Origin of the sequence: Cryobacterium sp. Sr3, assembly GCF_004402835.1 — a bacterium.
Taxonomy (GTDB): domain Bacteria; phylum Actinomycetota; class Actinomycetes; order Actinomycetales; family Microbacteriaceae; genus Cryobacterium; species Cryobacterium sandaracinum.
In genome coordinates, this window is sequence record NZ_SOFA01000016.1 from 1 (window position 1) to 26,443 (window position 26,443).

Annotated in this window: 26 protein-coding genes and 2 pseudogenes; 17 read left to right on the top strand and 11 right to left on the bottom strand. The window is 66.3% G+C overall.

Annotated elements, in window-relative coordinates:
* The 5 genes and pseudogenes from E3N94_RS04105 to E3N94_RS04125 form a co-directional block, all read left to right on the top strand.
* Positions 1-605: pseudogene (locus E3N94_RS04105) on the top strand (transposase); the annotation flags it as partial.
* A 408-nt stretch (positions 606-1,013) separates the two neighbouring features.
* Positions 1,014-2,030: a LacI family DNA-binding transcriptional regulator gene (locus E3N94_RS04110; protein ID WP_104170404.1), complete on the top strand. Its 1,017-nt coding sequence runs from the start codon at positions 1,014-1,016 to the stop codon at positions 2,028-2,030.
* A gap of 476 nt (positions 2,031-2,506) precedes the next feature.
* Positions 2,507-4,057 carry a multiple monosaccharide ABC transporter ATP-binding protein gene (gene mmsA, locus E3N94_RS04115; protein WP_104099279.1) on the top strand — a complete coding sequence of 517 codons (1,551 nt, stop codon included), beginning with the start codon at positions 2,507-2,509 and terminating at the stop codon, positions 4,055-4,057.
* A complete protein-coding gene (mmsB, locus tag E3N94_RS04120; RefSeq protein WP_134569860.1) occupies positions 4,054-5,388 on the top strand; it encodes a multiple monosaccharide ABC transporter permease in 1,335 nt (444 codons plus the stop codon). The genes mmsA and mmsB overlap by 4 nt, the downstream gene beginning before the upstream one ends.
* A gap of 49 nt (positions 5,389-5,437) precedes the next feature.
* Complete coding sequence (locus E3N94_RS04125) at positions 5,438-6,529, top strand: sugar-binding protein (protein WP_104099277.1); 1,092 nt, start codon at positions 5,438-5,440, stop codon at positions 6,527-6,529.
* A 190-nt stretch (positions 6,530-6,719) separates the two neighbouring features.
* Here the strand turns inward: E3N94_RS04125 and E3N94_RS17075 are convergent, their stop codons facing one another.
* A complete protein-coding gene (locus E3N94_RS17075; RefSeq protein ID WP_241973025.1) occupies positions 6,720-7,001 on the bottom strand; it encodes a hypothetical protein in 282 nt (93 codons plus the stop codon).
* 308 nt (positions 7,002-7,309) lie between these two features.
* Here E3N94_RS17075 and nrdH point away from each other — a divergent pair, with 308 nt between their 5' ends.
* The 4 genes from nrdH (at position 7,310) to nrdF (ending at position 11,226) form a co-directional block, all read left to right on the top strand.
* Positions 7,310-7,543, top strand: a complete 234-nt coding sequence (gene nrdH / locus E3N94_RS04135) for a glutaredoxin-like protein NrdH (RefSeq protein WP_104099275.1) — start codon at positions 7,310-7,312, stop codon at positions 7,541-7,543.
* A gap of 86 nt (positions 7,544-7,629) precedes the next feature.
* A complete protein-coding gene (gene nrdI / locus E3N94_RS04140; RefSeq protein ID WP_104099274.1) occupies positions 7,630-8,034 on the top strand; it encodes a class Ib ribonucleoside-diphosphate reductase assembly flavoprotein NrdI in 405 nt (134 codons plus the stop codon).
* A gap of 5 nt (positions 8,035-8,039) precedes the next feature.
* Positions 8,040-10,172: a class 1b ribonucleoside-diphosphate reductase subunit alpha gene (gene nrdE / locus E3N94_RS04145; RefSeq protein ID WP_104099283.1), complete on the top strand. Its 2,133-nt coding sequence runs from the start codon at positions 8,040-8,042 to the stop codon at positions 10,170-10,172.
* A 79-nt stretch (positions 10,173-10,251) separates the two neighbouring features.
* The gene (nrdF, locus tag E3N94_RS04150) at positions 10,252-11,226 is read left to right on the top strand and encodes a class 1b ribonucleoside-diphosphate reductase subunit beta (protein ID WP_104099273.1); all 975 of its coding nucleotides are present in this window, start codon (positions 10,252-10,254) and stop codon (positions 11,224-11,226) included.
* Positions 11,227-11,337: 111 nt separating this feature from the next.
* On the opposite strand, the gene E3N94_RS04155 is transcribed toward nrdF, so the two are convergent.
* The 3 genes from E3N94_RS04155 to E3N94_RS04165 form a co-directional block, all read right to left on the bottom strand.
* The gene (locus E3N94_RS04155; RefSeq protein ID WP_134569861.1) at positions 11,338-11,775 is read right to left on the bottom strand and encodes a DUF1801 domain-containing protein; all 438 of its coding nucleotides are present in this window, start codon (positions 11,773-11,775) and stop codon (positions 11,338-11,340) included.
* A 217-nt stretch (positions 11,776-11,992) separates the two neighbouring features.
* Positions 11,993-12,853 (bottom strand): hypothetical protein, encoded by an 861-nt coding sequence (locus E3N94_RS04160; protein ID WP_134401148.1) that lies wholly within the window; start codon positions 12,851-12,853, stop codon positions 11,993-11,995.
* Between the two features lie 349 nt (positions 12,854-13,202).
* Positions 13,203-14,093 carry a hypothetical protein gene (locus E3N94_RS04165; RefSeq protein WP_174720192.1) on the bottom strand — a complete coding sequence of 297 codons (891 nt, stop codon included), beginning with the start codon at positions 14,091-14,093 and terminating at the stop codon, positions 13,203-13,205.
* A 103-nt stretch (positions 14,094-14,196) separates the two neighbouring features.
* Between E3N94_RS04165 and E3N94_RS04170 the strand changes: the two genes are divergently transcribed.
* Positions 14,197-14,667: a universal stress protein gene (locus E3N94_RS04170; protein ID WP_104099266.1), complete on the top strand. Its 471-nt coding sequence runs from the start codon at positions 14,197-14,199 to the stop codon at positions 14,665-14,667.
* A 28-nt stretch (positions 14,668-14,695) separates the two neighbouring features.
* On the opposite strand, the gene E3N94_RS04175 is transcribed toward E3N94_RS04170, so the two are convergent.
* The gene (locus tag E3N94_RS04175; RefSeq protein WP_104099265.1) at positions 14,696-14,923 is read right to left on the bottom strand and encodes a PLDc N-terminal domain-containing protein; all 228 of its coding nucleotides are present in this window, start codon (positions 14,921-14,923) and stop codon (positions 14,696-14,698) included.
* Positions 14,924-15,134: 211 nt separating this feature from the next.
* Here E3N94_RS04175 and E3N94_RS04180 point away from each other — a divergent pair, with 211 nt between their 5' ends.
* Positions 15,135-15,827 (top strand): ScbR family autoregulator-binding transcription factor, encoded by a 693-nt coding sequence (locus E3N94_RS04180; RefSeq protein WP_134569862.1) that lies wholly within the window; start codon positions 15,135-15,137, stop codon positions 15,825-15,827.
* Here the strand turns inward: E3N94_RS04180 and E3N94_RS04185 are convergent.
* Positions 15,824-16,183: a TIGR02611 family protein gene (locus tag E3N94_RS04185; RefSeq protein ID WP_134569863.1), complete on the bottom strand. Its 360-nt coding sequence runs from the start codon at positions 16,181-16,183 to the stop codon at positions 15,824-15,826. The two genes, E3N94_RS04180 and E3N94_RS04185, sit on opposite strands and share 4 nt — an antisense overlap.
* Positions 16,184-16,400: 217 nt before the next feature.
* Here E3N94_RS04185 and E3N94_RS04190 point away from each other — a divergent pair, with 217 nt between their 5' ends.
* Together E3N94_RS04190 and E3N94_RS04195 are read left to right on the top strand one after the other, a co-directional pair.
* Positions 16,401-16,811 carry an Hsp20/alpha crystallin family protein gene (locus E3N94_RS04190; protein WP_104099262.1) on the top strand — a complete coding sequence of 137 codons (411 nt, stop codon included), beginning with the start codon at positions 16,401-16,403 and terminating at the stop codon, positions 16,809-16,811.
* A 216-nt stretch (positions 16,812-17,027) separates the two neighbouring features.
* A complete protein-coding gene (locus E3N94_RS04195; RefSeq protein ID WP_134569864.1) occupies positions 17,028-19,154 on the top strand; it encodes a hypothetical protein in 2,127 nt (708 codons plus the stop codon).
* A 177-nt stretch (positions 19,155-19,331) separates the two neighbouring features.
* On the opposite strand, the gene E3N94_RS04200 is transcribed toward E3N94_RS04195, so the two are convergent.
* Genes E3N94_RS04200 through arsB form a run of 3 tightly spaced genes read right to left on the bottom strand, consistent with a single transcriptional unit; the run spans position 19,332 to position 21,679 of the window.
* A complete protein-coding gene (locus tag E3N94_RS04200) occupies positions 19,332-20,006 on the bottom strand; it encodes an arsenate reductase ArsC (protein WP_134569865.1) in 675 nt (224 codons plus the stop codon).
* 12 nt (positions 20,007-20,018) lie between these two features.
* Positions 20,019-20,429, bottom strand: coding sequence for an arsenate reductase ArsC (locus E3N94_RS04205; RefSeq protein ID WP_104099282.1), 411 nt, complete (start codon positions 20,427-20,429; stop codon positions 20,019-20,021).
* Positions 20,430-20,485: 56 nt separating this feature from the next.
* Positions 20,486-21,679 (bottom strand): ACR3 family arsenite efflux transporter, encoded by a 1,194-nt coding sequence (gene arsB / locus E3N94_RS04210; RefSeq protein ID WP_134569866.1) that lies wholly within the window; start codon positions 21,677-21,679, stop codon positions 20,486-20,488.
* Between the two features lie 180 nt (positions 21,680-21,859).
* On the opposite strand from arsB, the gene E3N94_RS04215 reads away from it, so the two are divergent.
* Both E3N94_RS04215 and E3N94_RS04220 read left to right on the top strand, forming a co-directional pair.
* Complete coding sequence (locus tag E3N94_RS04215) at positions 21,860-22,237, top strand: metalloregulator ArsR/SmtB family transcription factor (RefSeq protein ID WP_233191100.1); 378 nt, start codon at positions 21,860-21,862, stop codon at positions 22,235-22,237.
* 513 nt (positions 22,238-22,750) lie between these two features.
* Entirely contained in the window at positions 22,751-23,587 is an 837-nt protein-coding gene (locus E3N94_RS04220) for a M23 family metallopeptidase (RefSeq protein ID WP_166790059.1), read from the top strand.
* A 432-nt stretch (positions 23,588-24,019) separates the two neighbouring features.
* Here E3N94_RS04220 and E3N94_RS04225 read toward each other — a convergent pair whose 3' ends face one another.
* Positions 24,020-24,346 (bottom strand): CHY zinc finger protein, encoded by a 327-nt coding sequence (locus E3N94_RS04225; RefSeq protein WP_134569868.1) that lies wholly within the window; start codon positions 24,344-24,346, stop codon positions 24,020-24,022.
* 120 nt (positions 24,347-24,466) lie between these two features.
* Positions 24,467-25,288 carry a thioredoxin domain-containing protein gene (locus E3N94_RS04230; protein WP_134569869.1) on the bottom strand — a complete coding sequence of 274 codons (822 nt, stop codon included), beginning with the start codon at positions 25,286-25,288 and terminating at the stop codon, positions 24,467-24,469.
* A 196-nt stretch (positions 25,289-25,484) separates the two neighbouring features.
* Here E3N94_RS04230 and E3N94_RS04235 point away from each other — a divergent pair, with 196 nt between their 5' ends.
* Together E3N94_RS04235 and E3N94_RS04240 are read left to right on the top strand one after the other, a co-directional pair.
* Complete coding sequence (locus E3N94_RS04235) at positions 25,485-25,862, top strand: hypothetical protein (protein WP_134569870.1); 378 nt, start codon at positions 25,485-25,487, stop codon at positions 25,860-25,862.
* Positions 25,862-26,355: pseudogene (locus E3N94_RS04240) on the top strand (family 1 glycosylhydrolase); the annotation flags it as partial. The gene E3N94_RS04235 and the pseudogene E3N94_RS04240, both read left to right, overlap by 1 nt.
* Positions 26,356-26,443 lie beyond the last annotated feature (88 nt).

Here is a 26,443-nt window from a genome sequence, read left to right on the forward strand (position 1 = left end):
GCCACCCTGGGCACGTTCTTCGATGCGCTCGGCGCGGAACGATCAGCCCTGATCACGCATGTTTCCGCGGATGGGGCCGCGTGGATCGCGTCGGTCGTCGCAGCACGCTGCCCGAACGCAGTCCGCTGCGCGGACCCGTTCCACGTCGTGAAGTGGGCCACGGAAGCCCTCGACGAAGTTCGCAAGGCCGCCTGGACCGAGGCCCGCAAACAGGCCCGCCTAAACGAATCCCGCACGGTTGGCCGGCCCGCGCACGACGCCCCGGCCCGGCCTCACAGCGAGCACGCGAAGTTGATGATGAACTCCCGCTACGCGCTCTGGAAAAACCCCGAAAACCTCACCGAGAAACAACAGATCAAGCTGGCCTGGGTCGTTCACACCAACCCGGCCCTGGGCCGGGCCTACTACCTCAAAGAAGGCCTCCGGCTGGTCTTCAAGCTGCCCCGCGANAGCACGGCCTCTCCAACGGCCGCATCGAATCCGTCAATACCAAGATCCGACTACTCACCCGAATCGCCTTCGGCTTCAAATCACCCGACGCCCTCATCGCCCTCGCCATGCTCAGCCTCGGCGGCCACAAACCAGTGCTCCCCGGCCGGGATTAACCCACAGAAGCAGCAGGAGAGCCGAGATTTTGCCCAAATCGGCACTGAATGGGCCAAGAGAGCGGTTACACGCGAAAATCTCCGTCGAATTGGTTTGATACCGGGTGCGGCGGGCCCAACGCAGGGTGTGGGTGTGGGTGTGGGTGTGGGTGTGAATGTGGCGGTGGCCGTGCGGTTGGTAGAGCATTGAGAGTCGGCGCGCAGGGCATCGTATTCTGTTATATGAATCAAGCCCGGCTCAACATGCCTGCGGCGGCATTCGTCGTCGATCCGCTGCGTTTGCCCGGTCACCCCGTCGCAGGGGGCATGGCAGGAGTCCGCAGTGAGGTGCCTCGCGCAGCCTCACCGGAGTGCATACTTGATTTGCGTTCACAATTGTGACCGTGCACATGCCAACAAGGTCTTCCTGTGACTATCGATCTGCCCAAGGGGCGTGCCCCGAGCATCCGTGATGTGGCGCGCCTCGCGGGGGTCTCGCATCAGACCGTTTCGCGCGTGCTCAACGACCACCCCAGCATCCGTGATTCCACCAAGGCGAAGGTGTTGCAGGTCATGGAAGACCTGCAGTACCGGCCGAACCGGGCGGCCCGCGCACTGTCGCGCGGGCGTTCGCGCACCATCGGCCTGCTCTCGGCGGAGAGTGCCTACGGGCCGGCGAGCAGCATCGCCGCCATCCAGGACGCCGCCCAGGAAGCCGGCTATTACGTCAACACCGCGAACCTCACATCCGTCGACACGGAGTCGATCGAGGCGGCGCTGGAGCACCTGATGAACCAGTCCGTGGAGGGCATCGTCGTGATCGCGCCGCAGGTGCGGGTCTTCGACGCCCTGGAACAGCTGTCCATCGACGTGCCGTTCGTCACCCTGCAGTCCACCGGCCGCCTCGACAATTCCCTGTCCGTCGACCAGATGACCGGTGCCAGACAGGCCACGCGGCACCTGATCGACCTCGGCCATCGGAGTATCTACCACCTTGCCGGACCCCAGGACTGGATTGAGGCCGAGGCCCGAATGCGCGGCTTCCTCGACGAGATGTGGGAAATGGATGTGCCGACCATGGCGCCGATTCTGGGCGACTGGACCGCCGACTTCGGATACCGTGCCGGACGAGAACTGCTCCGGAGGCGGGACTTCACGGCCATCTTCGCGTCGAATGATCTGATGGCGCTCGGGTTCATGCACGCCTGCCGCGAGGCGGGCCTCGACCTGCCGCGCGACATGAGTATCGTCGGCTACGACGATATTCCCGAAGCGGCACACTTCTGGCCACCGCTCACGACAGTGCGCCAGGACTTTGCCGAACTCGGGCGGCGGTGCATCGCCCTTCTGCTCAGCAACCTCAGCGGCGGGGTACCGATCGAGCGGAGCGACCCGATCATTCCCGAGCTCATCGTGCGCGGCTCGACCGCACCGCCCGCGTTCTGAGTTCGGCACATGCGCGACCTCGCCTCGATCACCCGTGAAGGGTTCGCTCTCCCCCGCGACTCTCTCCGGAGTTCCTTGAGCGCATTGTCGAGCAGTTCCCTGTTTCCGCACAGCACTAAAGAAGTGGTAAGCCGCCCCGCCGGGACCGTCCGTGAGCCGGCTGGGCTCGGCGGAATGTCCTGACCTCAGACCCCGCTCAGGGGAGCAACAGCCTGTTACGCAAGCGTGACAAAACGAAACTTGACACCGGGACTATCACCGGGTCTATAGTGTCAATGTGATCGGTCACATGGACTCGATTTCCCGCACTTTTTTCCAAACGCATGACATTGAGGTCAAGCTTGTGAGCACACTTTTCCACCTGCCCGGCAGCTCCGCTGCCGCCCTGCTGAGCGGGAGCGGGATGATCTTTCGCGCGTCCATTCCGTGTCGGTATGGGATACCTGTAGTGGCCCCCGGGCGTGAGGAGTCCAACGATGTCCACTGACCACGTAATCCTTGAGATGCGGTCCATCACCAAGGAGTTTCCCGGGGTCAAGGCCCTGTCGGACGTCTCCATCACGGTGAATCGCGGCGAGATCCACGCGATCTGCGGCGAGAACGGTGCCGGCAAGTCCACCCTGATGAAAGTGCTCTCCGGGGTCTACCCCTCCGGCACATACACGGGCGACATCATCTACCAGGGTCAGAACGTGCACTTCAAGGACATCCGCTCGAGCGAAGAAGCGGGCATCGTCATCATCCACCAGGAACTTGCGCTCATCCCGGAACTCTCCATCACCGAGAACATCTTCCTCGGCAACGAGCCGACCAAGTGGGGTGCAATCGACTGGATCACCGCCAAGAAGACGGCGCTCGAGTTGCTGGCACGCGTCGGGCTGCGGGACGACCCCGACACCCTGATCAAGAACATCGGCGTCGGCAAGCAGCAGCTGGTCGAGATCGCCAAGGCCCTCAACAAGTCGGTCAAGGTGCTCATCCTCGATGAGCCGACCGCGGCCCTGAACGAGTCGGACTCCATGCATCTGCTGGACCTGATCCGCGGGCTGAAGGGCAGGGGAATCAGCTCGATCATGATCTCCCACAAGCTCAACGAGATCGAACAGGTCGCAGACTCGATCACGATCATCCGCGACGGCAAGACGATCGAAACCCTGAATGTCGTGGCCGACGGAGTCAACGAAGACCGGATCATCCGGGGCATGGTCGGGCGCAGCCTGGAGAGCCGTTTCCCGGACCGCACACCGCACATCGGCGAGGTCTTCTTCGAGGTTCGTGACTGGACCGTGCAGCACCCGCAGGTCGCCGAGCGCATGGTCGTGAAGGGTTCCAGCCTGAACGTGCGCAAGGGTGAGATCGTGGGCATCGCCGGCCTGATGGGCGCCGGGCGCACCGAACTGGCGATGAGCATCTTCGGGCGCTCCTACGGCAATTTCCTTTCCGGCCACCTCTACAAGGACGGAAAGGAAATCGTCCTGAAAAGCGTGGCCGACGCGATCGACCACGGCCTCGCCTACGTGAGCGAGGACCGCAAGGCACTCGGCCTGAACCTGCTCGACGACATCAAGCGTTCCGTCGTCTCGGCCAAGCTCTCGAAGATCTCGGCCGGGCAGGTCGTGAACGACTCCAAAGAATTCGGAATCGCCGAGCAATACCGCAAAAGCCTGCGGATCAAGACACCCAGCGTCAATGCGGGCGTCTCCAAACTCTCTGGCGGCAACCAGCAGAAGGTCGTTCTGGCCAAGTGGATGTTCACGGACCCTGACCTGCTGATCCTGGACGAGCCGACCCGTGGCATCGACGTCGGCGCGAAATACGAGATTTACGGCATTATCCAGCAGCTCGCCGAACAGGGCAAGGGAGTCATCCTGATCTCTTCTGAGCTCCCGGAGCTCCTCGGCCTCGCCGACCGGATCTACACGGTCTTCGAGGGCGCGATCACCGACTGCATCCCGGCGGAGTCCGCCGATCCCGAAACCCTGATGAAAAGTATGACCTCCGCACGGAAGAAGGTTCAGAGCATATGAGTGAAGACACGAGTACCCGCAAAGGCGCTCTTGGTGATCTGAAGAAGATCTTCGGCAGCGGCAGCTCGAACCTGCGGCAGTTCGGCATCCTCTTCAGCCTGATCGCCATCATTCTGCTCTTCCAGTACCTGACCGACGGACTGACGCTGTCGTCCGGCAACTTGATCAACCTGGTCAGCCAGTACTCCTATATTCTCATCCTCGCCATCGGCATGGTCATGGTGATCATCGCCGGCCACATCGACCTGTCGGTCGGATCTGTTGCCGCTTTCGTCGGCATCGTGGTGGCCACCGCGATGCGGGACTGGAACTTCCCGTGGCCGCTGGCCATCCTGCTCGGGCTGTTTGTGGGAATGCTGATCGGCGCCTGGCAAGGTGCGTGGGTTGCCTACGTCGGGGTTCCCGCCTTCATCGTCACCCTGGCCGGCATGCTCATCTTCCGCGGCGGCAACCAGGTCATCGGTAACGCCAACACGGTCCCCGTTCCTGACGGCTTCACGATCATCGGCTCCGGCTACCTTCCTGAGGTCGGCCCGAACACGGGCTACAACAACCTGACCCTGCTTCTGGGGCTCATCATCGTGGTCGCGGTCGTCTACTCCGAATGGCGTGCCCGCCGGGTTCAGAAGATCATGGGTTCGACGCCCGCACCGCTGTGGGTGAGCATCGTGAAAGTCGCCCTTCTCTGTGCCGTCATCGTCTACGCATCCGTCCTCTTCGCCGGTGGCCGCGTCGGCACAAGCTTCCCGGTCTCCGGAATCATCCTCGGAGTGCTCGTTCTCTTCTACGCGTTCGTCACTCGTAACACGATCTTCGGCCGTCACGTCTACGCGGTCGGCGGCAACAAGCTCGCCGCCGAACTCTCGGGGGTCAAGTCCCGTCGGGTGAACTTCCTCGTCATGATGAACATGTCGATCCTCTCGGCCCTGGCCGGCATGATCTTCGTGGCCCGCTCGGTGGCCTCCGGCCCGCAGGACGGCCTCAGCTGGGAGCTCGATGCGATCGCCGCCGTGTTCATCGGTGGCGCTGCCGTGTCCGGCGGAATCGGAACCGTCGTAGGCTCCATCATCGGTGGTCTCGTCATGGCGGTGCTGAACAACGGCCTGCAGCTGCTGGGTGTCGGCTCCGACTGGGTTCAGATCATCAAAGGCATGGTGCTCCTGGTGGCCGTGGGTGTCGACGTGTGGAACAAGAGCCAGGGTCGTCCCTCGATCATCGGCCTCCTGACCCAGAAGAAGAAGACTGCCGAATTCCCGGCGGAGCCACCCCTGGTCGTGCCCGACACGGGCACCCCGGAGAGCGCGCGGCCGCAGGCCACGCGGCCCAACTAGCCCAGATTTTTCCCTTCACCAAACCACAACGAACAGAAAGAAATCGACAATGCGAAAGATTCTTGCGACAACTGCGATCGCCGCAGTGGCCTTGATGGCACTCTCAGGTTGCTCCACCCGCACGGACACCGCCGGCGAAGACGGCGCTGCTGCCGGCTTCGCCCAGGATTCGGTCATCGGCGTCGCCCTCCCCTCAAAGACCTCTGAGAACTGGGTCCTCGCCGGCGGGCTCTTCGAAGACGGCCTCAAGGAGGCCGGCTACAAGGGCGACGTGCAGTATGCCGGTGCCTCGACCACGGTCAAGGACCAGCAGGACCAGATCTCGGCCATGGTCACCAACGGTGCCAAGGTCATCATCATCGGTGCCGCTGACGGTGGCCAGCTCGCCACCCAGGTGCAGTCGGCCCGCGACGCCGGCGCCATCGTGATCGCCTACGACCGCCTCATCCTGAACACCGAGGCCGTGGACTACTACGTCGCCTACGACAACTTCAATGTCGGCGAACTCCAGGGCCAGGCGCTCCTGGACGGACTGGCCACGAAGAAGCCGGAAGGCCCGTACAACATCGAGCTGTTCTCCGGTTCCTCGGATGACGCCAACTCCGCCGTCTTCTTCGGCGGCGCGATGAGCGTGCTGCAGCCGAAGATCGATGACGGAACCCTCGTCGTCGCCTCCGGCCAGACCGACATCAAGCAGACGGCGACCGCCGGCTGGAAGGCTGAGAACGCTCAGAGCCGCATGGACGCGCTGCTTACCAGCACGTACGGCGACAAGACGCTCGATGGCGTTCTTTCCCCGAACGACACCCTCGCTCGTGCGATCATCACCTCGGTGAAGGCCGCCGGCAAGGACATCCCAGTCGTCACCGGGCAGGACTCCGAGGTCGAGTCGGTCAAGTCGATCATGGCCGGCGAGCAGTACTCCACCATCAACAAGGACACCCGCGTGCTCGTTGACAAGGCCATCGAGATGGTCAACGTTCTCCAGAAGGGCGACACCCCCGAGGTCAACGACACCGAGTCCTACGACAACGGCAAGATCGTCGTCCCGGCCTACCTGCTGCCCCCGGTCATCGTGACCAAGGAAAACGCGTCCGAGGCATACGCGAACGACCCGAATCTCGCCCCGCTGACCGAGTAACAACCCGGCAGTACACCTGCATCACAGCATCTCGACACCAGGGCCGGCTCCTCACGGGGGCCGGCCCTCTCGCGTGTCCGGCTCGCTGCCGCCGCCCGCAGGGTGAGGTGAGACCAAACTCCTCGACATCGTCAGCGCCCGCTTCGACGGGCTCGTCACCTATGCCGCGCTCCGGGAACGCGGCCTCAACTCACACGCCGTCGACGCCCTGATCCGCCGCGGTGAACTCGTGCGCACGCGCCGCGGCATCTACGTTTCGGGGGAGTTGCGGCGTTCCGCCGATCCCGATCAGCGCTACCGCCCGTTTGTGCTTTCGACGGTCGCGGCCGCGGGCCGGCCGCTCGTGCTGTCGCACGCGTCCGCGGCAAGCACGAGCTTTCTCGTGAGCGTCGCCATGATCGACCATGCCCTGCAGCTTCGACCGCTGGGATTGGGCGACCGCGTTCGCGGCGCGCCTCAGGGCGAGCGACACGCCGACAGGGTTTCCACAGGCTCGAGTTCTGCCCCTGCGCTGCCTGTGGATAACTTTGCCGCATTCCGCGTGATTCGGCTCGACTCGCATCCGTGGGGCTGTGCACAACCGGTGGAATGTCGGTGGATAACTACATACTTGTAACTACTGTATGTAGTGGCCATTCCCTTCGAGCATCACTAGATGTAGTATTGAAGTTCAACACACAGCACGCCTTGAACTTCAGATTTCACATGAAAACCGATTTTGAGCACTGATGTTTGAACCGATTTTGAATACTGATCCCTGAACGACGAGAAAGGCCCTCCATGGCAATCACGGTCTACACCAAGCCCTCCTGCGTGCAGTGCACTGCGACCTACCGCGCCCTGGACAACAAGGGCATCGAATACGAAATCCTCGACCTCTCGCTCGACGAGAACGCCCTGGAAGCCGTCAAGGCCCTGGGCTACCTGCAGGCTCCCGTCGTTATCACCGACGAAGATCACTGGTCGGGCTTCCGCCCCGACAAGATCAACGAACTCGCGCAGCGCCTCGCGTAGCACCGCGGCGCCAGGGGGTGGCGTCGCAACAGTCCGTAAAAAAGCGTCGTTTGGCGTGCCGACTTCTCAGCAACAGGAGGTGTTCCATGACCGATATCGTGTATTTCTCCAGCACCTCGGGCAACACGCACCGCTTCATTGAGAAGTTGGGTCGCCCGGCCGCTCGCATCCCGATCTACGCGCGCGATGAGCCGCTCCAGGTCAGCGAACCTTACGTGCTGGTCGTGCCGACGTATGGCGGCGGCGACAGCAAGGGAGCGGTGCCCAAACAGGTCATCACGTTCCTGAACGACGAGCAGAACCGCTCGCTCATCCGCGGCGTCATCGGCGCGGGCAACACGAATTTCGGCACCGGCTACTGCCTCGCCGGGGACATCATCGCCCAGAAGTGCAAGGTGCCCCACATGTTTCGCTTTGAAGTATTTGGAACTCCGGATGATGTGCGCATCGTCCACGACGGATTGGAATCATTTTGGAAGCAACAGCCGTGAAGACCATGGCTCACCCGGCTCCCGGCCTGGCGATGGATTATCACTCCCTCAACGCCATGCTCAACCTGTACGGCCCGAACGGGGAAATCCAGTTCGAGAAGGACCGCGAGGCTGCGCGGGAGTTCTTCCTGCAGCACGTCAACCAGAACACGGTGTTCTTCCACACGTTGCGCGAACGCCTCGACTACCTCGTCGAGAAGGAATACTACGAGCAGGCCGTGCTCGACCAGTACTCGTTCGAGTTCATCACCGACCTCAACAAGCTGGCGTACTCGAAGAAATTCCGCTTCCAGACCTTTCTCGGCGCGTTCAAGTACTACACCTCGTACACGCTGAAGACGTTTGACGGAAAACGGTACCTCGAGCGTTTCGAAGACCGAGTCGTGATGACCGCGCTGGGCCTCGCTCAGGGTGACGAGCAGCTCGCGATCTCCCTCGTCGAGGAGATCATCGCGGGGCGTTTCCAACCCGCCACCCCCACCTTCCTGAACTCCGGGAAGGCGCAGCGCGGGGAGCTCGTCTCCTGCTTCCTGCTCCGTATCGAAGACAACATGGAGTCGATCTCCCGCGGCATCAACTCGTCGCTGCAGCTGTCGAAGCGCGGCGGCGGCGTCGCGTTGCTGCTCAGCAACATCCGTGAGTCCGGTGCACCGATCAAGCAGATCGAGAACCAGTCCAGCGGCATCATCCCGGTGATGAAGCTGCTCGAAGACTCCTTCAGCTACGCCAACCAGCTCGGTGCCCGTCAGGGTGCCGGCGCGGTCTACCTGCACGCGCACCACCCCGACATCATGCGCTTCCTCGATACCAAGCGTGAGAACGCCGACGAGAAGGTGCGCATCAAGACGCTGTCCCTCGGCGTGGTCGTGCCCGACATCACGTTCGAGCTGGCGAAGAAAGACGAGGACATGTACTTGTTCTCGCCTTACGACGTCGAGCGCGTCTACGGGGTGCCGTTCGCCGACATCTCCGTCAGCGAGAAGTACCACGAGATGGTTGACGACCCGCGCATCAAGAAGTCCAAGATGAAAGCCCGCGACTTCTTCCAGACGCTCGCCGAGATCCAGTTCGAGTCCGGCTACCCGTACATCATGTTCGAGGACACCGTCAACGCGGCGAACCCGATCAAGGGTCGCGTCAACATGTCGAATCTCTGCTCGGAGATCCTCCAGGTCAATACCCCGACCACCTACAACGAGGACCTGTCGTACGACCAGATCGGCAAGGACATCTCCTGCAACCTCGGGTCGATGAACATCGCCCTGTCCATGGACTCGCCCGACTTCGGCAAGACCGTCGAGACCGCCATCCGCGGCCTCAGCTCGGTGTCGGAGCAGAGCCACATCTCCTCCGTGCGCTCGATCGAAGACGGCAACGACAAGTCGCACGCCATCGGCCTGGGCCAGATGAACCTGCACGGTTACCTCGCCCGGGAGCGTATCTACTACGGCAGCGAGGAGGGCATCGACTTCACCAACATCTACTTCTACACGGTGCTGTTCCACGCCCTCCGCGCCTCGAACAAGTTGGCCATCGAGCGCGGCAATGCGTTCGTCGGCTTCGAAGACTCCACCTACGCCTCCGGCACGTTCTTCGACAAGTACACCGACCAGATCTGGGAGCCGGCCACCGCGCGCGGCGCCGAGCTGTTCGCGCAGGCCGACGTGCACATTCCCACGCAGGCAGAGTGGGCCGAGCTCAAGGCATCCGTTGTGGAGCACGGCATCTACAACCAGAACCTGCAGGCCGTGCCGCCGACCGGGTCGATCTCCTACATCAACAACTCGACCGCATCGATCCACCCGATCGCGTCGAAGATCGAGATCCGCAAGGAAGGCAAGCTCGGCCGCGTCTACTACCCGGCGCCGTTCATGACGAACGACAACACCGGGTTCTACCAGGATGCCTACGAGATCGGCTACGAGAAGGTCATCGACACCTACGCCGCTGCCACGCAGCACGTCGACCAGGGCCTGTCGCTGACGCTGTTCTTCAAGGACACCGCCACCACCCGCGACATCAACCGCGCGCAGATCTACGCGTGGAAAAAGGGCATCAAGACCATCTACTACATCCGTCTGCGCCAGATGGCCCTCGAGGGCACCGAGGTCGAGGGTTGTGTTTCCTGCGCTCTCTGAGTGAGTTTGCCCCGAGCTCCCCGAACCCGAGCTCTCCGAACGCTGAATCGCCTATGCACCGCCGACTAAGGAACAACCAATGATTGACAAGCTCAAGCTCGTCTCCCACGTTGACGCGATCAACTGGAACAAGATCGAAGACGAAAAAGACGTCGAGGTCTGGAACCGCCTCACGAACAACTTCTGGCTGCCGGAGAAGGTCCCGCTGTCAAACGACGTGCAGTCCTGGGCCACGCTCACCCCGGCGGAGCAGCAGCTCACCCTGCGCGTGTTCACGGGGCTGACCCTGCTCGACACGATCCAGGGCACTGTGGGTGCCGTGTCGCTGATTCCGGATGCGATCACGCCCCATGAAGAGGCCGTCTACACGAACATCGCGTTCATGGAGTCCGTGCACGCCAAGAGCTACTCCTCGATCTTCTCGACCCTCGCGTCGACGAAGGAGATCGACGAGGCGTTCCGCTGGTCGACGGAGAACGTCAACCTGCAGCGCAAGGCCGAGATCGTGATGAAGTACTACCAGGGCGACGACCCGCTCAAGCGCAAGGTCGCCTCGGTTCTGCTCGAGTCGTTCCTGTTCTACTCGGGCTTCTACCTGCCGATGTACTTCTCGAGCCGCGCCCGCCTCACCAACACGGCCGACCTCATCCGTTTAATCATCCGGGACGAAGCCGTACACGGTTACTACATCGGTTACAAGTTCCAGAAGGGGCTCGAGGCGTCGTCGCAGGAGCGCCGCGATGAGATCAAGGATTACACCTTCAATCTCATGTTCGAGCTTTACGAGAACGAGATCCAGTACACGCAGGACCTCTACGACGAGCACGGCCTGACTGAGGACGTCAAGAAATTCCTGCACTACAACGCCAACAAGGCGCTGATGAACCTCGGCTACGAGGCCATGTTCCCGAAGACCGTCACCGACGTGAACCCGGCCATCCTGGCCGCGCTCTCGCCGAACGCCGACGAGAACCACGACTTCTTCTCCGGGTCGGGCTCCTCCTACGTCATCGGCAAGGCCGTCAATACGGAAGACGCCGACTGGGACTTCTAGTCCCGATCGTGTGACCGCACCGCCGACGTCGACAGTTCCGGTCGAGGTCGCCCGCTATGCCGGGCGTACTCGACCGGAACTGTCTGTTTCGACGGGGTGCGGGCCGGGCACCTACTCCGTGGCCGCCGCCGGCGCGGGGTCGTCGCCCCGGGACCAGGCGATCGCGACCAGCCGACGCAGAACACCGAGGTCGATGTCGTCGAGCTTCTTCACGTAGACGCACCCCGCCCCCTCCGTGTACGCGCCGAGCCGCGGGAGGAGCGCGGCGCCCTCGGGGAGGTCTTTGAGCCCGTAGATCGACAGTTGCGCCTTGCGCGGAGAGAACCCCGTCTTCGGCCAGTCTCCGCGGTTGCGCGGGTTCGCGGGCGACACGTAGCGAAAGCTGCCGTAGCCCACGATCGATGGACCCCACAGGACAGGGTCGGCGCCCGTCACCTCGCGGAAGAGCGCGTCGAGGGCCTTGCCGTCCGCGCGGCGGCGGGCGGGCGTCGCGGCATCCAGGAAGTCCTCGACGGAGGCATCCGTCGGCTGCGTCTCGATTTCGGCCATGGCGCCATTATGGCGCGGGCACCCCTGCCGGCTCAGTCCCGAACGAATTCGACGGAGATTTTGCCAGAAACGATCCAAAATATTGTGAAACCTCACATTTTTCCGAAAATCTCCGTCGAATTGGTTCCACACCGGGGGTAGGTATCAGTGGCGTCTGCACCCGGGCAGACGGATGGCCGGAAGCGGTGCGCTTCCGGGCATCCGTTTAATGCGGCTGCTAGTTTCCGGCGTGAATGTCCGCGCCGGCACCGGCCCCCGCGTCGGCACGGGCACCGGCGTCAGCCTCGGCAGCCACGTGTGCCTGGACCCGCTCGGCGATCTTCTGGACCACGCTGCCGTAGTCGCCGCTGAGGGCGGATTCTTCGAGCTTCTGCGCGGCGGCCTCCTGCTCGGCGGCGGGCGCGTTCTTCAGCTCGGCCAGGTCGGCCTGCAGGTCGGCCGGCAGGTTGTCGAGGAGCGCGGGGTTGTCCGCCAGCTTGAGGGCCAGTTCCGTCACCGAGGATCCGGCGTCCGCGGTCGGGTCGGTGTCCGCGGTGCCCGGCGCGGTGCCGAGGTCACTGCCCAGGGCGGCCTCCATGGCGGCGGTCAACGGGTGCTCCGGGTTGTCCCGCACGGCCTCGGCGATCTTCGTGATCTCCTCGCCGTAGCCGCCGGCCAGCGCGGTGGTGCGCACGGTGTCGACGGCGGCGGCCCGGTCGGTCGCCCCGGAGGCGTCCGTGAGCGCGGTCAGGTCATCCTGCAGGTTCGCCGGCAGGGTGTCGAACAGCTCGGCGTGCTCGGAGAGGGTGGTGGCCACCTTCTGGGCCTTCACATTGCCGCTCTGCCCGTGGGAAAGGTCTGCGCGAAGTTCGGCCGAAAGCGACGCCAGGAATTCGCCGTTCGCCGTGGCGCCGGCATCCCCGCGCGTGCCGGCACTCGAGCTGAAACTCGTTGTGGGCTCGGCGCTCTGAGGGGCGGCGGTGGCGCCCTGCGCGCCGACGCCGAGAAGGGCTCCGGCGGTCAGCACGGAGGCGGCGCCGAGGGCGACGCGCTTGGTGCGGGAGGTGTCGGCTGCCGGGGAGATCGTGTGCTTGTTCAAAGTGGATCCTTTCGATTGCGGCGGCCGGTCGGCGAAAAACCCGATCGACCGTTCGTAGTCATCGGAGGAGTTTAGGTACCGGGAGTGGGGGGCCGGTCCGTGCGGGCTGGGAATCGGGTTGGCTGCCCAGCTGTTCCGGTCGGGTGTGTCACCGGGCCCCGTCACCGTCCGGTGCGCGCACATTCGGGCCAGGAATACCGCCTGATCAGGGATTGAGAGTGCCAGGTCACGGGTGTTCGCCCGGCCGGGCGACCGGACCCGGCGGAGCCCCAGGACCTCGGGGCGATTACGCTCTGCGCGGAGAAACCGGCGGAGAAACCAGCGCGGAAACGCGAACCGTCGGGACCGCTCAGGGCGTCGGCAACAGCCCGTGCTTGCGGCAGGGCTGGCCGCCGACGAGGTTCAGGCACGAGTTGAACGCCGTGGGATAGCCCACGGCCTCCGACGCCCCGAACCACTGGTTGTAGAACCGCCAGAAGTTCAGGTTGCCGTGCGTCGAGCATCCGTCGCCGTCGGTGCCCGGGCGTGCCAGCGCGGCGGAATTGGGCTGGTACGGCGTGTAGTTGTAGAGGTTCGCGGTGGCCTGGTTCTCGATGGTGACGGAGGACACCCCGCAACTCGCATCCGGATTGAAGCCCACGCGCACGGTTCCGATCTTGTAGGCGCGCTCGGGCTCCTGGGTGTACTGCCGGAACTGCCAGGCGGCACGGTAGACCTGGTTGAAGAAGCCGAAGTACGCCGTGTCGCAGTCGGCCGTGTCGGGGCAGCCGTAGCCGGTGGCGCGCAGATAACCGGATGCGCTCGGCCGGGTAAGCAGGGACTGCTCCTTCTGCAGCAGCACGAGCAGCACCTTCGGGCTGATGGAGCAGGCCGCGGACACCTTCGCGATGATGCGGGCGGCCGACTCGTTGCGGCCCCCGGGGTAGGCGGTGCAGTGCCCCTCGCCGTGGGCCGGCTGGGAGATCGTGTTCTCCTCGTAGTCGGCCAGGCACGGTGAGCCGTCACGGGGGATGCAGGAGCGCTCCCCCAGGAACGACTGGATCTCGCCCTCGTTCAGGGAGTCGGCGTTGTAGAAGTTGTAGTCGCTGATGATCGCACCGGGGGCGAAACCGGTAGGCGCGGCTGCTTCGTCGGTGGTGTGCACCGACGCGGCCAGCGCCAGACCAGCGCCCAGCACGGCCAGAGTGACGACCATCGCCAGTGCGGTCTGTCGTCGACGCGGCGTGCCCAGGTACGTCATAGGGGAGACCTTACCGGGGCACTGCGGGAAGGGGCTGGGAGCAGGCGGCCGACACGCAGCAGCGCGCGCGTCGCGACCCGGGCCCCCGGAGTAGCTTGGGGTCATGCCTGACACACAGCCAGAACAGACTCCCGTTTCCAGCGACAGCATCGTCGTCGGACACGACGGATCGGGTCACGCCGATCACGCCGTGACCGTGGCGCTCGACCTCGCCGAGCAGCTGCACGCACCGGTCGTGCTGGTGCGCGCGTGGTCCATCGACACGGCGCCGCGCCCGGCCAACTGGGAATTCGGCTATGTCGCGTCGATCGAGGACTATGCCGACGCGGTGCGCATTGAGCTCGGCGAGGCCGTGATGGCCGAGGTGGCCAAGCACCCCGACGTGAAGGTCACCTACCGGGCTGTCTACGCCAGTCCGTTGAAGTCCCTGATCGACGTGTCCCGAGGCGCACGGATGCTCGTGGTCGGCTCCCGCGGCCGCGGCGGCCTCAGCGGCATGCTGCTGGGTTCCGTGAGCGAACAGTGCGTGCGGCACGCCAAGTGCCCGGTGCTGGTCGTGCGCCCGAACACCTGAGCCGACCGCCGGCGGCGGTCGGCTCCAGTCAGCTCTGGTCGGCGTCGATCCGGTTGCCGACCGCGAACCAGGCGACCGCCCCGAAGACCGGCGCGCAGACGACGGCCAGCACCCAGCTCGCCCGCGCCGCCTGCCGCAGGTGGATGGCCCGGCTGATCTGTGTCAGGGCGGCGGCGATCAGCGCCGCGCTGCCCAGAACGGCGAGGCCGCCGAGTCCGAGTGCTGCCATCTGCACCATGCCTGCACTATCGATCATTACGACCTCCCCTGTTGAACCCCCTGAGACGCCCGTTTTCCCCAATCACAGCGTCCCGTGCCTAAACCATACCAAACGGTATCTTCTGTGGGGTCGATTGAGGCAGATTGGTGCCGATTGAGGCAGAGACGATACAACGGATGCGCGGGGCCGTGTGCGACCCCGGTTCGGGCAGTCGCTACGCTGGAAACCGGAATAACCGAGGAGTGGAATGGCGCAGCAACAACGGGCGATCGGAACGCGGGCCGCGATCATCCGAGGTGCGGCGGTCGCCTTCCGGGAGCACGGGTACGGCAGCACGACCCTGGCCGGACTGGAAGTCGCCGCCGGAGTGAGCAAGGGCGCACTCTATTTTCATTTCGCGTCCAAGGAGGCGCTCGCGCTCGCCGTGATCGAGGCGCAGCACGAGGCCTCGATCGGCTTGGGCCAGAGGCTGCTGGACGGCACGATGCCCGGGTTGCAAGCCCTCATCCTGATGACTTTTGAGCTGGCGGCGCAGGTGCGGGACGAGCCGGTGGTGAGTGCCGGCATCCGTCTCACCATGGAGGCCTCCAATTTCTCGGTGCCGGTGGTCGGTCCGTTCCATGACTGGATCGATGTCTGCGGGAAGGTGCTGCGACGCGCGATCGATGAAGGCGACGTTTCGGCCGATCTGAATGTAGAGGCCGCCGCGCACTTCATCAGCCCCGCCTTCACGGGCGTGCAGACCGTCTCCCAGGTGCTCACCGGGCGGGCGGACCTCTTCCAGCGGGTGGAGGAGATGTGGGCGCTGCTGCTGCCGGGCCTGCTCCCGGCCGGGCTTCCGGACGAGCGGCGGGCGAATCTGACCGCCCTGCCGGCCCGGGTACGGGCGAGCTGCGCCGCAGGACCGGGCGCTGCGGGCGGGGTGGCGGATCGGGCCTAGGACCCAGCCGAAGCGCTCGACCCTCCGGCGGACGCGCGCGCCCGGCGGGAGCGCCACCACGCCCAGACCGTAGTCAGGATGCGCTTGAGGGCCACCGCGATGCGGTGCGCGGTGGGGAATTCCGTGCCCAGGATCGCGATTCCGAGGAAGACGACCAGCCAGCCGGGCCCCGGCAGGGGCACCAGGAGGAGCCCGATGACGGCCACCGTGGAGCCGAGCACGCCGACCACAGTGCGGTAGAGCCAGCGCAGCCGCGGATGCTGGTCCACCCAGGCGCGGCTCCGGCGCAGGAAGCGCCGGATCGGGTGCGCGGAAGTGCGTTCGCTGGCGATATCGCGCTGCAGGATGACGCTCATTCACTCAGGTTAAGCGGGGTCGCTGGGAACCTGCTGCGCGGGCATCCGTCGCCGCTGTCGCCCCCATCGCCGCGGCGTGGCACGGGCCTCGGGGGTACTGTGTGTGGCATCTGGAGCAACATCCGGGTAACCGCATCCGGGTGACTACATTCGGGTGACCACATTTGGGTGACTACATTCGGGTGACTACATTCGGGCAACACGGAGGAGACGAATCATGGCTGCACTTGCAAAACGCGAGCGTTTCGAAATGCCGGAGCCGGTGCGGCGCTTTTTCGAGGGAGACTGGGACACTCCGGCCCTGCGGGTGGAGGAATTCCGCGACGGCGGCAGCCTGGTTGTGAGGGCGGAATTGCCTGGAATCGACCCGGAAAGAGATGTCGATGTGTCGGTCAGCGACGGCGTGCTGCACATCCAGGCCGAGCGGCAGGAAAAGACCGAGCACAAGGACAAGGACGGTTACCGGACCGAGTTCCGGTACGGCTCGTTCACGCGCGACATTGCGCTGCCCCGCGGAGCCAAGGAAGAGGATGTGACGGCGTCCTACCGGGACGGCGTGCTCGAGGTGCGCGTGCCGGTGCCCGAGGGTGCCGAGGAGCCGAAGAAGGTGCCGATCGCGCGAAGCTGAGCCGGTCGGGCGCCCGCGCGCTCGGCGAGAGTCGCCGATTGTGCCGAGAGTCCCCGTTGCACGGGCGATTCTCGGCACACGAGGCGACTCTCGACGATGCGGGGACCCTCCAGCCCCGAATGGGGGACGCAATGCGCCACTTCTCTTGACTCGCGTCGCCTTAACCGGTTTAGTTAGCTGTACCAAACCGGTTCAGGCTGAACCAGGAGAGAAGAAATGACGTACAACGCTGTTCGCTCACAGTCCCCCCGCCCGCGATCTCTGAAAGCCGTGGCCCTCACCGCCGCGGTCTCGCTGCTCCTGCTCGGAGCCGGCACCGCCGCGGCCGCCGCGGCACCGCCATCCGGTGCAGCCGGCGCATCCGGTGCACCGGCCGGAGTCGTCGCCACCCGGCCCGCCGCCGCGGCGTCCGCGCCGCTGACCAACCTGTCCCACCTCACGTTCCTGCTCGACACCGTGCCGCTGGCCACGGTGGAGGGGCACACCACCTACGAAATCGACGCGCAGCCCACCGCCCAGGCGCCGTGGACCTACGCCGATAAGCAGGCCGACGGCAGTTACGGCAGGGTCGGCGGCGGGTCGCTCGACCCCTCGACCGGGCACTGGAGCCAGGGCGCGTACAACGCCGACGACATCGCCCGCACCGCGGTCGTCTACTTACGCCACTGGCAGCAGACCGGTGACGAGACCAGCCGCGAGCACGCCGTGCAGACGCTGCGCTCCCTCACCTACCTGCAGACCACGACCGGTCCGAACGCCGGAAACGTCGTGCTCTGGCAGCAGCCCGACGGCACCCTCACCCCCAGCGCCAGCCCGGTGGAACTGCCCGACCCGAGCGATTCGGCCGAGTCCTACTGGGTGGCCCGCACCGTCTGGGCCCTCGGCGAGGGCTTCGCCGCCTTCCAGGATGCCGACCCCGAGTTTGCCGCGTTCCTGCAGGACCGCCTGCGCCTGTCGCTCGACTCCCTCGAGCGCCAGTCGCTCGGCAAGTACGGCACCTTCGATGTGGCCGACGGCGTCAACGTGCCGGCCTGGCTCATCGCGGGCGGGGCGGATGCCTCCGCCGAGGCCGCGCTCGGCCTCGCCGCCTACGTCACGGCCGTCCCGGACGACGACACCGCCCGCACCGCGCTGACCCGGCTCACCGAGGGGGTCGCCGGGATGTCCTCCGGCTCCGCCACCGAGTGGCCGTTCGGCGCGATCATGCCGTGGAACAAGTCGCAGACCCTGTGGCACGCCTGGGGCGGACTGGCCCCGGCTGCCATCGCCACCGCGTCCACGGCGCTCGGACGCACGGACTTGCTCGGCGCCGCCGTCAAGGACGCCGCCCAGTTCACCCCGCAGCTGCTGGCCGCCGGCGGACCGGACAACGCCTGGAGCCCCACCCCCGGTGAGGCCCAGATCGCCTACGGCGTCGACTCCCGCGTGCAGGGGCTCGTCGCCACCGCCGCGGCCGCGAACGCCACGGGGCTGCTGGACCTCGCCGCAGTGACCGCCGCCTGGTTCTTCGGCGCCAACCCGAACGGCGCTCCGGCCTACAACCCGGCAACCGGTACGGCCATCGACGGCATCGAAACCGACGGCCGGATCAACCCCAATTCGGGTGCCGAATCCACCATCCATGCCCTGATGACCATGCTCACCCTGGACGCGAATCCGTCGCTGAAGGTCAAGGCCCTCGGCATCGACGAAACCGTCTCCACCGTCGGGCTCAGTGTCGTCGAGGCCGAGTCCGGCACCATCACGGGCGGCGGGTCAGTGGTCACGCCGCCGTCGTCCTGGACCGGCGAGGCCAACCTCTCCGGCGGCGCCTACGTGGCGCTGGGCGCGGGCGACTCGCTGAGCATCCCGGTTCCCGCTGCCGACCAGGCTCGCAATGTCTTCCCGATCGTGAATCAGGCCGAGGCGGACTCCGGGGCCACAACCTGGGCGTCGGCGACGTCGACGCTGGGCAGCACGAGCAACGGCGGCGCGGGTGCTCAGGGCATCACGGATGCCCCCGGACGCCTGTTCCCGCTCACGCTCGAGCTGGCTCTGCCGGGGGCGGACACCGCGGTCGTCGGCATGGCCGACGGGGCGGCATCCGTTGACGCGCTGCTGATCCAGCCGCTGATCTCGACGATCACGGTGACCGGGTCGGCGGGGGAGTCCACGGTGTACGTCAGCGCGGCGACCGAGACCAGCGTGCGCACGGTCGGCGTGCCACGTGGCTACCGGCTGGCACAGGAGGCGTTCGATGCGACCGGCCAGCTCGTCGCATCCGTCGACAAGAAGGCGCCGAAGAAGGGAGCCGTGACGGTCGCCGCCGGCGGGTTCACGGTGGCGAAGCTGGTGCGCAAGTAGGGGCCGGCGCCCTCGGGCGTGCCTGCGCGCGCCCGTGCCCGCGCGACGAGAGTTGCCGTTGATGCCGAGAGTCCCCGTTGCAGGGGCGACTGTCGGCAGAAACGGCGACTCTCGGCGGTGGCGGTGGCGGTTGCGGTGGCGGTGGTGGGGTGGCAGGGGCAGGGGCAGGGGCAGGGGCTAGGGGACCGGCAGTGGCTCGGGGTCGACACCGAGGGTCGTGAGCATGGCCTCGACCTGATGCCGGATCTGGTCCCGGATGCGACGCACCTCTGGGGTCGGCTGACCGGCCGGGTCGGCCAGCTCCCAGTCCTGGTAGAGCTTGCCCGGATAGACCGGGCAGGCGTCGCCGCAGCCCATGGTGACGACGACGTCGGCGGCCTGCACGACGTCATCCGTCAGCGGTTTCGGGAACTCCTCGTCCAGGTTGAGGCCGAGTTCGGTCATCACCGCCATCACCGTGGGGTTCAGTCCCTTTGCCGGCGCTGAACCGGCCGAACGCACGTGCACTCGACCGCCAGACAGGGCCTGGGTCAGCACCGCCGCCATCTGGGACCGCCCCGCGTTCTGCTCGCAGACGAACAGGACCTCGGGGACGTCCTTCGCGATCGCGCCCTTTGCCTGGGCCAGAGCGGTCAGGCGGTCGGCGGCGTAGCGCCCCGTGTTGGTCACGAGGAACGCCGTGACCGTCGACGTGCGCAGGAGCGACGTGTACGACTCGAGCACGTACCGTTCGATCGTTTCGGCGCCGAACACGCCCGAGAACCGGTCGGTGAGGTGCGCGGCCAGCCGTCGCAACGACTCCTCGGGGAAGACCAGTCCGGGCAGTGACCGACGCGCGCTCAGATCGCTCATGGCGGGTCGGACCTAGACCTGGGCGGGGAGGATTTCGGCGAGCAGGCCCTGGATGCGGGCCTTGATCTCGTCGCGGATCGGACGCACGGACTCGATGCCCTGGCCGGCCGGGTCGGCGAGTTCCCAGTCCTCGTAGCGCTTGCCGGGGAAGATCGGGCAGGTGTCGCCGCAGCCCATGGTGATGACGACGTCCGACTCCTTCACGGCCTCGGTGGTGAGGACCTTCGGCACATTGTTGGCGATGTCGATGCCTTCCTCGGCCATGGCCTCGATCGCGACGGGGTTGATCTGGTCCTTGGGCGCGGAGCCGGCAGAGAGCACCTCGACACGGCCCTCGGACAGGGCGGTCATGTAGCCGGCGGCCATCTGAGAGCGGCCCGCGTTGTGCACACAGACGAAGAGAACGGTGGGCTTAGCGGTCATGATCGGTGGTTCCTTCTTGATTTTCGGGGGTTGGACGGCGGGGCGGTGTACAGAGATCAGACCCGGTCGGGAAGCGGGTCGGCGGTGGCGGCGGTGTCGGTTACGGCGGTGTCGGCTGCGACGGATGCCGGCGCCGCGGCCCCTGAGAACAGCCGCGGCCGCAGCCACAGCGCCACATAGACGAGGGCGACGAGCGCCGGCACCTCGATCAGAGGGCCCACGATGCCCGCCAGGGCCTGGCCGCTGGTGGCGCCGAAGGTGCCGATGGCCACCGCGATCGCCAGCTCGAAGTTGTTGCCGGCGGCGGTGAACGCCAAGGTCGTGGTGCGCTCGTAGGAGAGCCCGGTGAGCTTGCCGGTGGCGAATCCGGCGGCGAACATGACAGCGAAGTAGACCAGCAGCGGCAGGGCGATCAGGGCCACGTCGAACGGGCGGTCGATCACCTGGCGGCCCTGCAGGGCGAAGAGCAGCGCGATCGTGAACAGCAGCCCGTAGAGGGCGAACGGGCTGATTTTCGGCAGGAACCGGCTCTCGTACCAGTCGCGGCCGCGGGTGGCCTCGCCGACCCGGCGGGACAGGTAGCCGGCCAGCAGGGGAATGCCGAGGAAGACGAGCACGCTGACGGTGATCGCCCGGATCGAGAACTCCGCGCTCGTGGTAGACAGGCCGAGCCAGGCGGGGAGCACCTGGAGGTAGAACCAGCCCAGCGCGGCGAACGCGATGACCTGGAAGACGGAGTTGAGGGCCACCAGGAAGGCGGCGGCCTCGCGGTCGCCGCAGGCCAGATCGTTCCAGATCAGCACCATGGCGATGCAGCGGGCAAGGCCCACGATAATGAGGCCGGTGCGGTATTCGGGCAGGTCCGGCAGGAAGATCCAGGCAAGGGCGAACATCAGGGCGGGCCCCAGCAGCCAGTTCAGCACCAGCGAGGAGACCAGGAGGCGGCGGTCGCGGGCGACTGCGCGGGCATCCGTGTAGCGAACCTTGGCCAGCACCGGGTACATCATCACGAGCAGCCCGATCGCGATGGGCACGCTGACCGAGCCGATCGTGAACGCAGCGAGCAGGTCGCCGACGCCGGGTGCGACGACCGCCAGTAGCATGCCCAGGGCCATTGCCGCGAGGATCCAGACCGGCAGGAGACGGTCGACGGCCCCGAGCCGCGCCGGGGCGATGGCGTTTTGCGCGGCAGCCGGCTGCAGGGTGGGCGGGGCGGTGGGGCGGGAGGTGGTCGATTCGGGGAAGGGCATGTGGCTCCGTGAGCAGGTAAGACAAAAATCGGCGGGTGGGACATAAAATCAGAGGTGTCGATAGGGAGTCTTCCCCAATGCATCGATGGATGTCAATTTATGGGAGATACTGTTCAGATGTCGTTCACCGAGACCCGTGCCGTGCCTGAGGCGTCGACCGCTGCGGTCGCCGTGGATCTCGTGACGGATGGCGCGGTTGCTTCGGATGTCGCAGATGGCACGACGGATGCCGCTGGCGCGGCCGCTGCCTGCTGCGCCCCTGCCGCGCGCGAAGCGATCGGCGCCGATGAGGCGGAGCGGCTCGCCCGGTTGCTGAAGGCCGTGGCCGACCCGGCCCGGTTGCGTCTGGTCTCGCTGGTGGCCGCGCACGACGATATGGAGGCCTGCGTCTGCGACCTGACCGAACCCCTCGGGCTCAGTCAGCCCACCGTGTCACACCACCTCAAAGTGCTGGTGGATGCCGGTATCCTGACCCGCGACAAGCGTGGCACCTGGGCGTACTACCGGCTCGTGCCGGGCGCGCTCGGCACGCTGGCGGATCGGGTGCTCGGGCTCTGAATTTGCGGCTCTGCGGGTGCGGCTCTGCGGGTGCGGCTCTGCGTTTGTGGCTGTGCGTTTGTGGCTCTGCGGGTGCTGCTCTGCGGTTGCGGAGCAGAGTTTGCGGCTCCGAGGTTGCTGTGCTGAGTTTGCGGTGCTGCGCGTGCGGGCTAGGCTGAAATGTTGAGCTTTCGGGCGATCGCGCGTGGCGTCGATCCTGGGCCGCCGGCCGGAACATCCGTGACCGAACTGCGCAAGCCCATTGCTTTATCAGGATACCGAGATATCCTCAACACTTGTGCGCGAAGCCCCACGTCGTGCGGCGCACTTGGACACTTCCTCTGAGGGAGCGTCGTTCCCCGTGGGATTGCTCTGCGCTGTGAGCGCATTCTCCGTCTGAGTGAGGTTCCGGCCCCCCTCACCCGAACCGCGTAACCGCGCCGACGAGAGCTCTCACCATGCCCATTTTTCTCCTGTTCCCTGCCCGCCGCGTTTCGGCGGAAGGTGCCTATGCAGACGCCTAGGCTCAACAGGTTGCCCAGGCTCACCAGATTCACCCTGATCCCGCGTCAGGCCGCCGCCGGCGGATTCGCGATGCTTTTTGCCGGACTGCTCACGGTGGTCCTCGGCATTCCCGCACAGGCCTCGGAACTCGATGTCTACGGCTGGCTGCCGCCGGCCGCCGTGGAAGATTCGGTGCGGGCCTTCGCGGATGGCTCAGCGCATGCCGCCGAGTCCGATCCCGCCGCGCGTGCCGCCGCCCCTGATGCCTCCGCCGCCGAAGCGTCGCTACAGAGCCTGATGCCGAGTGCGGCGGCCACCGCCACCGTGCAGCGCGACGGTTTTACGGTCACTGATGCGCCGAAGCCCGAACCCATGCCTGCCGCCCCTGCTGCGGTTCCGAGTGCCGACGATGCGGCTGCTCCGGCCGCCGCTGGTGCAGCCGTGCAGTGGCCCTTCCCGGGCTCGGTTCGCCTCTCCGATCCCTATGGTGCGCGCGATGCACCCTGCGGGGGCTGCTCGACGTTCCATAAGGGGCTCGATATGCTTCCCGGCGAGGGTGCACCTGCCCAGGTGGTTGCGGACGGCGTCGTGCGTGAAGTCTCCGCCACGGACAACGGCGGCTTCGGCGTCTACGCGATCGTCGACCACACCGTCGATGGACAGCTCGTCAGCAGCGTCTATGCGCACTTCCAGGCCGGCTCGCTGCAGGTCTCCGCGGGACAGTCCGTGGGCGTGGGCACGCACCTGGGCAACGTGGGCAGCACCGGCGAGAGCACCGGCCCGCACCTGCATTTCGAGATCCTGATCGACGGGATCACCCCGACGGATCCGTACGCCTGGCTGTCGGAGCGCGCCGGCCCGATGTAGTCGCGAGGGGCGCGCAAGTTCCTCGGGGTGCTCGGGGTGCGCCGGTTGCGCGGTTCGCGCGGTCTGCGCGGGGGTCGCTGCGTGCCGGCTGGAGCCCGTGCGGGGGTGGAAGGCCTGGCTCAGGCCGGCCAGTGCCCGGCTCAAGCCGGCAAGTGCCCGGCTCAGGCCGGCCAGTGCCCGGCTCAGGCCGCCTCGCCGGTTCAGTTCTGCGGCATTGTCCTGCTTGGCCCGCAGCATTTGCCCCGAACGAATTCGACGGAGATTTTGCCGATTCACCCCCGAAATCGTCGAAACCGGCCTACGGGCAGCAAAATCTCCGTCGAATTGGTTCCCACCCGGGATCCTGGGTGCCGAAGTGGGTGGCGGTAGCGGTGGCGGTGGCGGTTGCGATGGTGGGGGTTGCCGTGGGTTGTGGGCCCGTGCGGCAGCGACTCAGGCCGGCGTTGCCGGGAGGTCGAAGTAGAGATGGGCGTGAGCGCGGCATCCGTCGTTGAAGGTGGCGCCGCACGCAGGGCACGCGGTGGTTGCCCGGTAGTCGGCGATCGAGAGCGTGCCGCGGCAGACTCCGCAGAGGATGGCGTGCTCGGCCCAGAGGTCGGCCGGCCAGAGCCGGGCGGCATGGGTCTCACCGGCGGAGTGGCACTGGTAGCACGGGTAGAAGCGCCCGCAGCAGAAGAATCTGATCGCCACGACGTCGAGCGCGGAACGGTAGTGCACGCAGCGGGTCTGGGCGTCGACGGTCTGTCCGTGGATCTGCATGGTGGTCCTTCGTGCGAGAGACGATCGCGACTGCACGTGGGGGTGGGGCGGCGCCGGGGGGTGAGGCCGCGGCGCCGGGGGTGAAACCGGGGCGCCTCGCGGTGCCCCGAACCCCAGGCGCTACTCGGCGGTGGCCTGCGCTGTGACGAAGGCCTCGAAGGCGGCCGGGTCGTCGAGGGCGCCGGGGTAGGAGACGCCGTTGACGAGCACGGTGGGCGTGCCCTTGACCTGCTCGATGTCGGCGTTGGGAAGAGGGCCGTCGAGGGCGCGTTTAGTGGCGGTGCCGACCCAGGCGGCGAAGGTGTTCTCCGTGATGCAGGTGGCGACCTTCTCGTCGGTGACGCCCGCACTCGTGGCCAGGCTGACCAGGTCTTCGTCGGTCAGGCCCTCGGTGTTCTCCGCCGGCTGGTTCGCGAACAGGGCCGCGTTCAGGGCGAGCACGTTCTCGGGCTCATGGTTGGCGACGCACGCGACGGCGGCCGCGGCCCGGGTCGGGTACTTGCTACCGGCCGAAACCGGATCGAGGATCGAGATCGGGTGCAGCTCGAGGGTGGCGGTGCCCGCGGCGACCCAGCCGGCGATCTGCTCGCCGTTCGTGGTTTCGAACTGGCCGCAGAAGGGGCAGAGATAGTCCGCGTAGACCACGATGTTGGCGGTGTCGCCGAGGGTTGTCGGGTCGGTTGCGATGGGGTCCTCGTCGGCGGCCACGGAGACGGTCTCGACCGGGACGATGTTGGTGCCGTCGCCGCCGAGCAGCACGCCGTCGCTGGCCATGTTGAGCGGGCCCGGCGCCGCAGGTCCCTGGCTGCCGACCACGACGAGGGCCACGACCACGGCAGCCGCAATCAGGCCGGCGCTGATGCCGCCGCGCAGAAGCCAGCGGTTGCGCTTCTCCTTTTTCTGCTGCTCCTCGCGGAGCTGGCGGGCGCTTTCACGCGCCATCTCGCGGCGATCCTTCTTGGGGGGGACAGGTTTGCCGTAGACATTGCTCATGAACTAATGCACCGTTTCGTTGCGACTGGCAGGTAGCTCCAAGGTTAGAGGGTCCGTCTCCGGGGGAGGTGCAGCGGGGCTGTGAGGGGGCTGTGAGCGCCCTGCGGAGAACCGAGTCGTCGCCCGCGCGGTCGATCCGCGGTGGTTGGGGCTAATTCAGAAGAAAACGGATGCCGGCGGCTGGGCGCCGCGGGAATCGGGGGCCCGGATCGCGGCATCCGTCGATTCTCCTGAGTTAGCCACACCGCTGCGCCCGGTTCCCGTGGCCGGCCACCCCGAGTACGCGGGTGACCTGGCTGACACGCCGATCCCCGTTTTCCTGGGCGGCCCGGCTGTGCGTACGATCGAGGTCGCGAACCCGCTGGACGGTCCGGCCGAGACCGTCACGGTCCCCGACCGGTCGAGTCCGGCGGCCGGGCGGAGCCCCTCACGGTGCACAACGGTTCGCCGACACCGTTCCGAGCTCGGCGGCCGGGCGCCGGCACCGCGGCATCCGTTTTCGGAACGGCGACACTCACCCTGATGACCAGTGGAAATGCTGACTACCGCGACCCCGGACTCGTTTTCCCCGAGGGGTTCCTTTTCGGTTTGCCACCGCGAGCAGCCAGATCGAGGGTGCCTTCAACGAGGACGGCCGCGGCCCGTCGATCTGGGACACCCTCAGCCGCACCCCCGGCAAGGATCTGAACGGCGACACCGGCGACGTAGCCTCCGACCACTGCCACTGCCACTGCCACTGCCACTGCCACTGCCACTGCCACTGCCACTGCCACCGTCACTGCCACTGCCACCGCCTCTGCCTCGACGAAGACCTCGATCTGATGGTGTCGCTCGGTCTGCACGCCTACCGGTTCTCGATTGCGTGGTCCCGCATCCAGCCGACCGGCCGCGGTCCGGCGAACGAGAAGGGGCTGGCGTTCTCTGGGCGTCTCGTCGACGGGCTGCTGGCCCGGGGCATCCGCCCGATCGCGACTCTGTACCACCGGGACCTGCCGCAGGCGCTCAAAGACGAGGGCCCGGAGTAGGTCCCAGCTTCCGGCAGTGGACCGGTGCACGATCGGGCGGATTCCTGCAACTTCCGCGGCGTTCTGTGAATGGGGGAAT